A 12,074-nucleotide genomic window follows, 5' to 3' on the forward strand; every position below is an offset into this window, starting at 1 on the left:
GGGTTCGGTTATAATTTTGCTCGGAAATTGCATTTTAAGGAGGAACCCATGGTAGTTAAATCTTTAGCAAAAGAATTATCAGAAACCAGTTACCCAGGCAGAGGCATTGTCATTGGTAGATCGTCAGATGGAACCAAGGCTGTCACTGCCTATTTTATTATGGGACGTTCTGAAAATTCTAGAAACAGAGTATTTGTTGAGGAAGGCGAGGGCATTCGTACAGAGGCATTCGACCCTTCAAAGCTTACTGACCCAAGTCTCATTATCTATGCACCAGTTCGAGTACTCGGTTGCGACACCATAGTTACAAACGGAGATCAGACTGATACCATCTATGAGTACATGAAGTCTGGTGAGACATTTGAACAGACACTTAGAAGAAGAGAGTTTGAGCCGGATGGCCCTAATTTCACACCTCGTATTTCAGGTCTTCTTCACCTCGAAAACGGACAGTTTTCTTATATGATGTCAATTCTTAAATCTAACATGGGTGATTCTGATTCATGTAATAGATACACCTTTGATTATTCTAATCCTAAGGCCGGTTCAGGTCGTTTTATTCACACTTATATGGGCGATGGAAATCCACTACCTTCCTATGAAGGCGAGCCTACACCAATTGAAATTTCAGGAAATATCGATGAGTTTACCGATATGATTTGGTCTAACCTCAATGCTGATAATAAGGTTTCTCTTTTCGTACGTTACATTGATATTGCCACAGGTGCAAAGGAAACCCGTATCATAAATAAGAATATTAGAAAATAGGAGAATAATGCTATGAAAGAATTGGAATTAAAGTATGGTTGTAACCCTAATCAGAAGCCATCTCGTATTTATATGGAAGAGGGGGAACTTCCAATTGAAGTATTAAGCGGAAAGCCAGGCTATATCAATTTCCTTGATGCTTTTAATGGTTGGCAGCTTGTGTCAGAGCTTAAGAAGGCTACAGGTCTTCCAGCTGCAACATCTTTTAAGCACGTTTCACCAGCAGGTGCTGCTGTGGGACTTCCTCTTTCAGATGTAGAAAGAAAAATCTACTGGTGTGATGATTTAGATATGGAATTCACTCCACTTGCAAATGCTTACGCAAGAGCAAGAGGTGCAGATAGAATGTCTTCCTTCGGTGATTTCATTTCTCTTTCAGATGTATGTGATGTAGCAACAGCTAAGCTTATTAAGAGAGAAGTTTCTGACGGTGTTATCGCTCCGGGCTATGAGCCAGAGGCACTTGAAATCTTAAAAGCAAAAAAGAACGGAAATTATGCTGTTATCAAGATTGATCCAAATTATGTTCCAAAGCAGCTCGAGCGCAAGGAAGTATTTGGTATCACTTTTGAGCAGGGCAGAAATGAATTGGTGATTAACGATGATTTCTTCTCTAATATTGTTACTGATAATAAGGAGCTTACTGAACAGGCAAAGATAGATCTTGCTATTGCAATGATTACTCTTAAGTACACACAGTCAAACTCAGTATGCTATGTAAAGGATGGACAGGCAATTGGTATCGGTGCTGGTCAGCAGTCACGTATTCACTGCACAAGACTTGCAGGACAGAAGGCTGATAACTGGTGGCTTCGTCAGGCGCCAAAGGTTCTTAATCTAGATTTTGTAGATGGAATTAAGAGAGCCGACAGAGATAATGCCATCGATCTTTACATCGGAGATGAATTTGAAGATGTAATTGGTGATGATGTATGGCAGAAGACTTTCAAGACAAGACCAAGTGAGTTTACAAGAGCAGAAAAGCGTGCATGGCTTGATAAGCTTACAGGAGTATCTGTAGGAAGTGACGCCTTCTTCCCATTTGGTGACAACATTGAAAGAGCTCATAAGTCAGGTGTACAGTATGTTGCACAGCCAGGTGGCTCAGTAAGAGATGATAATGTTATCGAGACATGTAATAAATATAATATGGTTATGTCATTTACAGGACTTAGACTTTTCCACCACTAATTATTAAAAATGTCCAAAATGCTTGCAAATATCGGATTTTCTGATATAATAGCATTGTTATTGAAGAGAGCGACTGAAGAGAGAGCAATTTTTGCTCTCTCTTTGTTTATGTTCTTTTCCAACTATATTAATCAGGTAGGATGCCTGGTTAATGCAGTCTTACAACTGAATAAGGAGGACGTTATGTCAAAACACACCGATTACGAAAAACGTACGGAAGAATTGATTACTCCTATTCTTGACGAGTTAGGCTTCGAGCTCTACGACGTTGAATACGTTAAAGAGGGCGCAGATTATTATCTTAGAGCCTACATCGATAAGGAAGGTGGAATCACAATTGATGATTGCGTTGATGTTAGTCGTCGCATGAACGAGTTACTTGACGCAGAGCCACAGATTGGTGGTAACGAAGGTTACATATTTGAAGTTAGCTCACCAGGTCTTGGTCGTATTCTTAAGAAAGATAAGCATTTTGAAAAAGCTATAGGACTTGATGTAGATATTAAAACCTACAAGCCTGTTAATGGTGCCAAGGAATTTACAGGGGCTCTCAAGGCCTTTGATAAGGACACTCTTACAATTGAGTTCGAGGATGGCACAGAAGTATTTAACAGAGCAGATGTTGCACAAGTCAGATTATCAATAGATTTTTAGTGAATATAGGAGGAAATATGGCAGCAAATACAAATGATTTTTGGGAAGCTCTTACAGACCTTGCAAAAGAGAAAAATATCAGCATGGATGTTTTAATCGAGACTATCGAGAATTCGCTTCTCATTGCATGTAAGAACAATTATGGAAAGGCTGATAATGCATCAGTTGAAATCGACAGAGCTACTGGCGAGTATCACGTATATCTTGCTAAGACAGTAGTTGATGAGGTTATGGATCCTGTTGAGGAGATTTCTCTTACAGAGGCACAGAACCTTGATGGAAAGTTACAGGTAGGCGATATCGCACGTATCGAGGTTAAGTCAAAGGACTTTGGTCGTATCGCAGCTACAGCAGCTAAGAACACAATCACACAGAAGATTCGTGAGGAAGAGCGTAAGGTTCTTTTCGAGGAGTACTACGAGCTTCAGCACAAGGTAGTTACTGGTGTTGTTACACGTTTCTCAGGAAACAATATCCACGTTAACCTTGGCAAGCTTGAGGGCTTCCTTTCAGAGTCTGAGCAGGTTAAGGGCGAGTACTACAAGCCACAGGACCGTATTAAGGTATACATTGTTGAGGTTAAGACATCTAACAAGGGACCACGTATTCTTGTATCACGTACACATCCAGAGCTTGTTAAGAAGCTTTTTGAGGAAGAGGTTTCTGAGGTTAGAGATGGTATCGTTGAGATTAAGTCAATCTCACGTGAGGCTGGCAGCCGTACAAAGATTGCTGTTTGGTCAAATGATGAGGATGTTGATCCAGTAGGAGCTTGTGTTGGTCAGAACGGTGCTCGTGTAAACGCTATCGTTAATGAGCTTCGTGGTGAGAAGATTGATATTGTTGAGTGGGATGAGAATCCTGCTTACCTCATCGAGAATGCACTTTCACCTGCAAAGGTTGTTGCAGTTATCGCTGATGCAGATGAGAAGACAGCTCGTGTAGTTGTTCCAGATTATCAGCTTTCACTTGCTATCGGTAAGGAAGGTCAGAATGCTCGTCTTGCAGCTCGTCTTACAGGCTTCAAGATTGATATCAAGAGTGAGACACAGGCTAAAGAGGCTGGTGACTTCCTTGATTATGAAGAGGATTATGAGGATGACGAGTACTATGATGAGGAAGAGTACTACGATGAGGATGCTGAGTACGAAGAGGAGTACGAGGAGTCTGATTCAGAAGAGTCTTCAGAGGAAGAGTAAATGATTGATAAAACATTACCTCTTAGAAAATGTGTAGCCTGTGGACAGATGGTTCCTAAGGACCAGCTTTTCAGAGTTGCCAGAGTCGATGGAAAAGTTCAGCTTGATTTAAGCCAGAAGGCTCAGGGCAGAGGCGCATGGGTATGTAAAAACGAACAATGTGTTGCACTTGCTGAAAAGAAAAAGTCGTTTAACAGAGCATTTAAAACACCAGTTTCAGATGAGGTGATTAACAGCATAAAAATGGAGTTAGAAAATGGCAGTAGATAAAGGTCTTAATATGATTAGTATGGCCATGAAGGCTGGCCGTCTCGTTAGTGGAGAATTCGCATGCGAGCAGGCCATTAAAGAAGGTCTGGGCAGTCTGTGTATTGTTGCAACAGATGCATCAGCCAATACTAAGAAATCATTTTCAAATTCCTGTGAGTTCTACGATGTTAAATACGTAGAATATGGAACCAAAGAATCTTTAGGTCATGCAATTGGTAAAGAATATCGGGCATCCATAGTAGTGTGCGATGAAAATTTATCCTTAAGCATTCTAGATAAGATACTGAAGTAGATGAGGAGGATATTAGATGGCAAAAATTAAAGTACATGAATTAGCCAAAGAACTTGGTAAGGAAAGCAAGGACGTCATTGCTTTTCTCGAAGCTAATGGTATAGAAGCAAAAGCTCAGAGCGGCATTGAAGATGATATGGCTGCTAAGGTTAGAGCTAAGTTTGCACCAAAGGACGAAAAGAAGGCTGCACCAAAGCAGGCTCATGCTGTAGACAAGGATGGAAATCCTGTAAAGAAGGCACGTCCTGCAGTAGACAAGGATGGAAATCCTGTAAAGAAAAAGAAAAACGTGTTCGTAGTTACTCGTGACCGTGATGACAGAAGAAGACGCCCAGGCTCTGATTCTTCAAGAAACGAAAACAGAGATAACAATGGACAGAAGAAGGCTCAGGCACCAGCACAGCCAAGAGGCCCAATCAGACCTCGTACATTTGCTGATGGTGTTCGTCCATCACAGAGAGCTAGTGCTCAGTCTCAGGATACAGAGTTCGTATCAAAGAAGAACTCAGCTGAGGAAGTACAGGAGCGTCCAGTAAGAAAGGAACGTCCTGAGCGTCAGGATAGAAACGATCGTCCAGAGAGAAATGAAAGACGCGACAATAGACAGGAGCGTCCAAATAGAGATAATAACGACAGACCAGCAAGAGGTGATAAGCCAGCTGGAAAGCGTCCTGAAAGAAATGATAGAAACGACAGAGGTGACAGACCAGCTAGACCAGATAACCGTGGTGACAGAAATTCTCGTCCATCACAGAATTCTGCTCCAGATATGGCACCTTCTTCAAATGCTAAGGGCGGACGTCGTGACGACAAGAAAAAGAAGAACGGAAACAACGATAGAGATAACAACTTAGGCGGCAAGAAGCAGGAGCGTTACATCAATCTTGAGAAGAATGGTGGAAAGAAGAAAAAGAACAATGCTCCAAAGGCCCCAGAGCGTAATATGGATGAGGTTCTTACTATCACAATTCCAGATAGAATTACTATCAAGGATCTTGCTGATAAGATGAAGGTTCAGTCATCTGCAGTTGTTAAGACACTCTTCATGAAGGGCAAGATGGTTACAGTTAACCAGGAGGTAGATTTCGAGGAAGCTTCAGAAATCGCTCTTGAGTTCAACTGCATCTGCGAGGAAGAGGAAAAGGTTGATGTTATCGCTGAGCTTCTTAAGGAAGAGGAAGAGGATACATCAAGCTACCCATCACGTCCACCTGTTGTCTGCGTAATGGGTCACGTAGATCATGGTAAGACATCACTTCTTGATGCTATCCGTGATACAAAGGTTACAGACCGTGAGGCTGGTGGTATCACACAGCACATCGGTGCTTATACAGTTTCAATTAACAATCAGGATATTACATTCCTTGATACACCAGGTCATGAGGCCTTCACTGCAATGCGTATGCGTGGTGCTAACTCTACAGATATCGCTATTCTTGTAGTTGCTGCTGACGACGGTGTTATGCCTCAGACAGTAGAAGCTATCAACCATGCTAAGGCTGCTGGCATCGAAATCATTGTTGCAATCAACAAGATTGATAAGCCTAATGCAAATATCGACAGAGTTAAGCAGGAGCTTTCTGAGTACCAGCTCATTCCTGAGGATTGGGGCGGAAGTACAGTATTCTGTCCAGTATCTGCTCACACAAAGGAAGGTATCGACAACCTTCTTGAGATGATTCTTCTTACAGCGGAGGTACTTGAGCTAAAGGCTAACCCTAACCGTAAGGCTCGTGGTCTTGTTATCGAGGCACAGCTTGATAAGGGGCGTGGTGCTGTTGCTACAGTACTTGTTCAGAAGGGTACACTTCACGTTGGTGATCCTGTTGCCTGCGGTAGCTGCTATGGTAAGGTAAGAGCTATGCTTGATGATACAGGCGCACGTGTTAAGAGTGCTGGCCCTTCAGTTCCAGTTGAGATTCTTGGTCTTTCTGAGGTCCCAAATGCTGGTGAAGTATTAATGTCATTTGATTCTGAGAAGGAAGCTCACTCATTTGCTGATACTTTCGTTGCAGAGCACAAGAACAAGCTCGTTGAGCAGACTAAGTCTAAGATGTCTCTTGATGCACTCTTCAGCGAGATCGAGTCAGGAAATCTTAAGGAGCTCGACATTATCGTTAAGGCTGATGTTCAGGGTTCTGTTGAGGCTGTTAAGCAGTCACTCGAGAAGCTTTCTAATGAGGAAGTTGTTGTTAAGACAATCCATGGTGGTGTTGGTACAATCAATGAGTCAGACGTAGTTCTTGCATCTGCTTCAAATGCTATCATCATCGGTTTCAACGTTCGTGTTGATCCACAGGCTAAGATGACAGCCGACAGAGAAGGCGTAGACCTTCGTCTCTACAAGGTAATTTACGATGCAATCAACGATGTTGAGTCTGCTATGAAGGGTATGCTTGATCCAATCTTCGAGGAGAAGGTTATCGGTCATGCAGAGGTTCGTCAGATCTTCAAGGCTTCAGGCGTAGGTAATATCGCTGGTTCATATGTAACAGATGGTTACTTCCAGAGAGATTGTATGGTTCGTGTCACACGTGAAGGAAATCTTATTCACGAAGGAAAGCTTGGTTCTCTTAAGAGATTCAAGGATGACGTTAAGGAAGTTAAGACAAACTTCGAGTGTGGTCTTGTTATTGAAGACTTCAATGATGTTCAGGAAATGGATATCATCGAGGCCTACATTATGGTTGAGGTACCTAGATAATGAGAAAAAATTCAGTTAAAAATACCCGCATCAACGAGGAAGTTATGCGAGAGCTTAGCAATATCATTCGTCTTGAGGTAAAGGATCCACGTATATCACCAGTTACATCGGTGGTATCTGTGGAGGTTGCCCCAGACTTAAAGACTTGCAAGGCATATATTTCAGTTCTCGGGGATGATGAGGCAGTTAAGAAGACTATTGAAGGCCTTAAGAGCTCTGCCGGCTTCATTCGCCGTGAGCTAGCTCACAGAATCAATCTCAGAAACACACCTGAGATTACATTCGTAAGCGACCAGTCAATTGCTTACGCTGCAAAGATGAGCAAACTTATTGATGAGGTGAATGCACCTCTTCATGCAAAAGAAGAAGAGTAAAAGGAGACGGACTATGATAGACAACTTTAATGAACTTTTATCAAATTCAAAGGTGGTAGGAATCAGTGGCCACATTCGTCCAGATGGTGACTGTGTTGGCTCATGCATGGCTATGTACAATTATGTAGTCACTTACTACCCTCAGATAGAAGTTCATGTCTATCTCGATCCGATTCCAAATATTTTTAAGTTTTTCAAAAATGCTGATAAGATTGAAGACATTCACACTGTTTCAGCAGACAAGAAATTTGATTTATTCATCGCTTTAGATTGTAGCGATGGCGCTAGACTCGGAGATGTTTTCCCATTTTTTGAGAAGGCTACTCACACTGTTTGTATCGATCATCATATGACAAACGGTGGTTTTGCCGAGTTTAGTTATATTATTCCTGATGACAGCTCTACCTGTGAGCTTGTATATAATCAGTTTGGTAAGGATAAAATCACTAAGGACATAGCAGAATGTCTTTATACGGGTATTATCCATGATACAGGTGTATTTCAGTATTCCTGCACTACAGAATCCACAATGGATGCTGCAGGCTTCCTTATGACAAAAGGTATTGATTACTCTAAGATTTGTACTGATACCTATTATGCCAAGACCATGATACAGAATAGAATGCTTGGAAAAGCATTGCTTAACTGTAAGACTTATGAAGATGGTAAGATTATCGCTGCAGTTATTACAGCAGAGGATATGGCAGAATATGGCGCACAGAGCAAGCATTTAGAGGGTATTGTTCAGCAGCTTCGTGATACTACAGGTGTTGAAGTAGCTGTATTCCTTTATGAGCTTGAAGATGGTGATTATAAGGGCAGTACAAGAGCAACAGGAGATGTGGATCTTACTGTTATCACTGGCACATATGGCGGTGGTGGACACAAGAAGGCAGCAGGATTTTCGGTTAGTACAAAAGAGCCATGGAAGATTATCGAAGAGATAGTTGATATGGTAAAAAAACAGTTTAATGAGTTAGGAATTAACTAATGAATAGTGGCATTATCAATGTCTACAAGGAGGCAGGCTTCACATCCTTTGATGTTGTTGCCAAGCTTCGTGGCATTTTAAAAATAAAGAAAATTGGTCATACGGGCACACTTGATCCTGATGCGACAGGTGTGCTTCCTGTTTGTGTGGGCAAGGCTACAAAGCTTTGTGATATGCTCACAGACAAGGATAAGGTTTATGAATGTGTTATGCTTCTTGGTGTAGAGACAGATACCTACGATATGAGCGGCAAGATTCTATCAAAAAAGTCTGTTGATGTTACAGAAGCTCAGGTTCAGGAAGCCTTGTCTAGTTTTGTCGGCGATATCATGCAGGTTCCACCTATGTATTCTGCCTTAAAGGTAAATGGTAAAAAGCTTTATGAGCTTGCCAGAGAGGGCAAAGAGGTTGAGAGAAAGCCTCGTCCTGTTACGATTTTTAGTATTGATATTCTTTCAATGAACCTTCCTGAGGTTTCTATCAGGATACATTGTAGCAAGGGTACTTACATCAGATCTCTTTGTCATGATGTTGGAGAGGTGCTTGGTTGTGGCTGTGCAATGAAGTCGTTGGTGCGCACCAGAGTTAGTCAATTTGATATTTCAGATGCAAAAACTTTAGATGAAATTGAAAGAATAGTTAAAAATGGCAAATTAGATGGTATAATGTTGCCAATAGCCTCAGTTTTTGACGGCTTAGGTACTGTTTTTGTGATTCCAACAGAGGAAGCCCTTAAGCAGGCCATTAACGGCGGAAAGATACCAGCTGCCAACGTATTTGCAGAGGCAGTTAGTAGCTTTGAAGATGGTGAGAGATATCGTATCTTTTTACCAGATAACAGATTCCTTGGAATTTACGTTTATGAGGAATCTCAGTTTATTTTGGAGAAAATGTTTTTGGAATAATTATGGAGTATTTACATTCTTTATTTGACACTAAAATATCAGAGCCTACAGCGGTGACTGTTGGAAAATTCGATGGTATCCACAGAGGTCATAATCTATTGACCACTGATATCATTTCAAAAAAGAAAGAAGGATTAAAATCCTGTCTTATCACTTTTACCAATTCACCCCGTTTTTTATTACAAGAGGATCAGACTCCATGTTTGATCACAAATAAAGAGCGTATGTTTATGCTTGATAATAATGGCCTCGATTATCTTATCGAGTGCCCTTTTGACGAGCGTCTAATGCAGACGGATGCCAGAAGCTTTATAGAATTTTTGGTATCAAATCTCAATATGCAATATATGATATCTGGCCCTGATTTTACTTTTGGTCATAAGGGCGCAGGTAATGTGGAACTTCTCAAAGAGCTCTCTAAAGAGCTTGGATTTGACTATAAGGTCATCGAGAAAATCAAACAGAACAATAGAGATATTAGTAGTACCTACATTAGGGAAGAGCTTAAAGAAGGCAATATTGTTTCTGTTAATGAGATGTTAGGATATGAATATTTTGTTTGGGGCGAGGTAGTGCACGGAGCTCACCTTGGCCACACAATCGGTATTCCTACAATCAACATTATGCCAGAGAAGATAAAGCTGGTTCCTAGATTTGGAGTATATGTTACTACAATAGATTTTGATGGAAGAATCTACCATGGTGTTACCAATGTTGGCACCAAGCCATCAGTTTCAGACAAAAATATTGTTGGAATCGAGACACATATTCTTGATTACAACGGGGATCTGTATGGAAAATTTGTAAAGGTTACCTTCCAAAGCTTCCTTAGACCTGAGATGAAATTTGCTTCCATAGAGGAGCTTACAAATCAGATGAATATTGATAAAGCAAAAGCTAAAAGCTACTTTAATAACAGATAGATATTACAAAAATATTACATTTAATTGACATATTTTCGAATTCTTGCTATACTTTTAAAAGTTCGTTTTTAGCTATTGGAGGTTTTATGAACAAACGGGTTGTTTCAGCATTCACACTTGTATGTGCTACTGCGCTTTTATTTGATTATTGCGTAGATACACGTACTTATTTAGATAAAAATAATTCTAATGACAATGTTTCTGCAGTTGCAGGTGCAGTTTCTGCTGCAGCTGTAGATTTATCAGCTATTGAAGAGATTTCAGTTACTGATTCTAATGCCATTGCGACTGCTAAGTCACTTGGCGATATTTATGGTTATAATAATATCGGTATCTGTAATGTCTCAGAAGGAAATCTTAATATTAGAGAGTCAGCTTCTTCTGACGCAAAGCTTGTTGGTAAATTCCCAGCGGAGGCTGCTTGCGAGATTCTTGATATAGATGGAGATTGGACTCATATCAAATCTGGCGAAGTAGAAGGTTACGTTAGTTCTGAGTACCTTATCTCAGGTGATGATGCATGGGATAAGGCTGTAGAGCTTGCGGAATACGTTGCCACAGCAAAGACAGGTGGTCTTCGAGTTCGTGCAGAGGGCAATACCGAGTCAGAGATTATCTATCAGCTCGCAGAGGGTGAAGAAATAGTAATTCTTGATAATACTCAGGATGATGAGTGGATTAAGGTAGATGTCGATGGTGATGAGGGGTATGTCTGTGCAGAATATGTAGACGTTGATCTTTCCCTTAAAACAGCCATGACTCTTACTGAGGCTCGTTACGGTGCAGGTGTTTCTGATGTTCGTATGGCTATCTGTGAAAATGCACTTCAGTATGTAGGTAATCGCTATGTTTGGGGTGGTACATCCCTTACACACGGTGTAGACTGCTCTGGTTTCACAATGCAGATTATGAGACAGTACGGTGTATATCTTAGCCATTCTTCAAGAGCACAGGCTAATGAAGGAACAAAGATTAGCACTTCAGAATTAAAGCCTGGTGATTTGATCTTCTATGGCAAGGGTGGCAGTATCAATCACGTAGCTATTTATATTGGTGGTGGACAGATTGTTCACGCATCTAACAGACGTGATGGAATTAAGATTTCAAATTACATGTACCGTACACCTATTAAGTGTGTTCGCGTTATCTACGATTAGTATTTAGGGCTACCTTCTGGTAGCCTTTTATGTTAAAATACAAAAGGTGGTTTTTACCACGATATTGATTTTTTTATTGGAGAGGAATATAAAATGAGTTTACTTGAACAGTGGCAGAAGATTGCCTACAATCAGAACCAGTCTCAGGCTGATTTACAGAGATTCTGGCAGAATTATTTTCTTTTAGAGAAAGGCATTTACGAGCAGCTTCTTGATGATCCTGATACAGAGGTAAAGGGTACAGTTAAAGAGCTTGCTGAGAAATATAAGATTGAAGTTATGCCAATGGTTGGTTTCCTTGATGGAATCAATGATTCACTTGTTGAGCCAAATCCAATCGACACAATGGAAGAGGATACAGTAGTTTCTCTTAAGTTCGATAAGGAAAAGCTTTACAAGAACATGATCGATGCTAAGGCTGATTGGCTTTATGGTCTTCCACAGTGGGAGAAGATTTTTGATGCAGATACTCTTAAGGCTCTTACAAAGGAAGCTAAGAACATGCACACAATCATCCGTACAGAGAAGAAGGTTGGACGTAATGATCCATGTCCATGCGGTTCTGGAAAGAAGTATAAGCATTGTTGTATGAACAAGAAATAAAATTTTTCGCCTGTCTCATTTTATGGGACAGGCTTTTTTCTAT

General features: G+C 40.8%; 13 protein-coding genes. All 13 read left to right on the top strand.

Features of this window, described 5'->3' with window-relative positions:
* Positions 1-48: 48 nt before the first annotated feature.
* The 13 genes from BMZ41_RS00435 (at position 49) to BMZ41_RS00495 (ending at position 12,031) form a co-directional block, all read left to right on the top strand.
* The gene (locus BMZ41_RS00435; RefSeq protein ID WP_090166653.1) at positions 49-768 is read left to right on the top strand and encodes an IMP cyclohydrolase; all 720 of its coding nucleotides are present in this window, start codon (positions 49-51) and stop codon (positions 766-768) included.
* Positions 769-780: 12 nt separating this feature from the next.
* Positions 781-1,959, top strand: coding sequence for a phosphoribosylaminoimidazolecarboxamide formyltransferase (locus BMZ41_RS00440; RefSeq protein WP_090526327.1), 1,179 nt, complete (start codon positions 781-783; stop codon positions 1,957-1,959).
* Positions 1,960-2,142: 183 nt separating this feature from the next.
* Positions 2,143-2,613: a ribosome maturation factor RimP gene (rimP, locus tag BMZ41_RS00445; protein WP_072912469.1), complete on the top strand. Its 471-nt coding sequence runs from the start codon at positions 2,143-2,145 to the stop codon at positions 2,611-2,613.
* A gap of 17 nt (positions 2,614-2,630) precedes the next feature.
* The gene (nusA, locus tag BMZ41_RS00450; RefSeq protein ID WP_090166649.1) at positions 2,631-3,812 is read left to right on the top strand and encodes a transcription termination factor NusA; all 1,182 of its coding nucleotides are present in this window, start codon (positions 2,631-2,633) and stop codon (positions 3,810-3,812) included.
* Positions 3,813-4,082 carry an RNase P modulator RnpM gene (gene rnpM, locus BMZ41_RS00455; RefSeq protein ID WP_090166647.1) on the top strand — a complete coding sequence of 90 codons (270 nt, stop codon included), beginning with the start codon at positions 3,813-3,815 and terminating at the stop codon, positions 4,080-4,082.
* Complete coding sequence (locus BMZ41_RS00460) at positions 4,069-4,374, top strand: L7Ae/L30e/S12e/Gadd45 family ribosomal protein (RefSeq protein WP_090166645.1); 306 nt, start codon at positions 4,069-4,071, stop codon at positions 4,372-4,374. The genes rnpM and BMZ41_RS00460 overlap by 14 nt, the downstream gene beginning before the upstream one ends.
* Before the next feature lie 16 nt (positions 4,375-4,390).
* The gene (gene infB, locus BMZ41_RS00465) at positions 4,391-7,078 is read left to right on the top strand and encodes a translation initiation factor IF-2 (protein WP_090526330.1); all 2,688 of its coding nucleotides are present in this window, start codon (positions 4,391-4,393) and stop codon (positions 7,076-7,078) included.
* A complete protein-coding gene (gene rbfA / locus BMZ41_RS00470) occupies positions 7,078-7,452 on the top strand; it encodes a 30S ribosome-binding factor RbfA (RefSeq protein WP_072912484.1) in 375 nt (124 codons plus the stop codon). The genes infB and rbfA overlap by 1 nt, the downstream gene beginning before the upstream one ends.
* Positions 7,453-7,465: 13 nt before the next feature.
* Entirely contained in the window at positions 7,466-8,443 is a 978-nt protein-coding gene (locus BMZ41_RS00475; RefSeq protein ID WP_090166641.1) for a DHH family phosphoesterase, read from the top strand.
* Positions 8,443-9,348: a tRNA pseudouridine(55) synthase TruB gene (gene truB / locus BMZ41_RS00480; protein ID WP_090166639.1), complete on the top strand. Its 906-nt coding sequence runs from the start codon at positions 8,443-8,445 to the stop codon at positions 9,346-9,348. The genes BMZ41_RS00475 and truB overlap by 1 nt, the downstream gene beginning before the upstream one ends.
* 2 nt (positions 9,349-9,350) lie before the next feature.
* Positions 9,351-10,271, top strand: a complete 921-nt coding sequence (locus BMZ41_RS00485) for a bifunctional riboflavin kinase/FAD synthetase (RefSeq protein WP_090526332.1) — start codon at positions 9,351-9,353, stop codon at positions 10,269-10,271.
* 86 nt (positions 10,272-10,357) lie between these two features.
* Complete coding sequence (locus tag BMZ41_RS00490) at positions 10,358-11,428, top strand: C40 family peptidase (protein ID WP_090526333.1); 1,071 nt, start codon at positions 10,358-10,360, stop codon at positions 11,426-11,428.
* 93 nt (positions 11,429-11,521) lie between these two features.
* Entirely contained in the window at positions 11,522-12,031 is a 510-nt protein-coding gene (locus tag BMZ41_RS00495; RefSeq protein ID WP_090166633.1) for an SEC-C metal-binding domain-containing protein, read from the top strand.
* Positions 12,032-12,074 lie beyond the last annotated feature (43 nt).

The sequence above is a fragment of the Pseudobutyrivibrio sp. UC1225 genome (genome assembly GCF_900115215.1).
Taxonomy (GTDB): domain Bacteria; phylum Bacillota; class Clostridia; order Lachnospirales; family Lachnospiraceae; genus Pseudobutyrivibrio.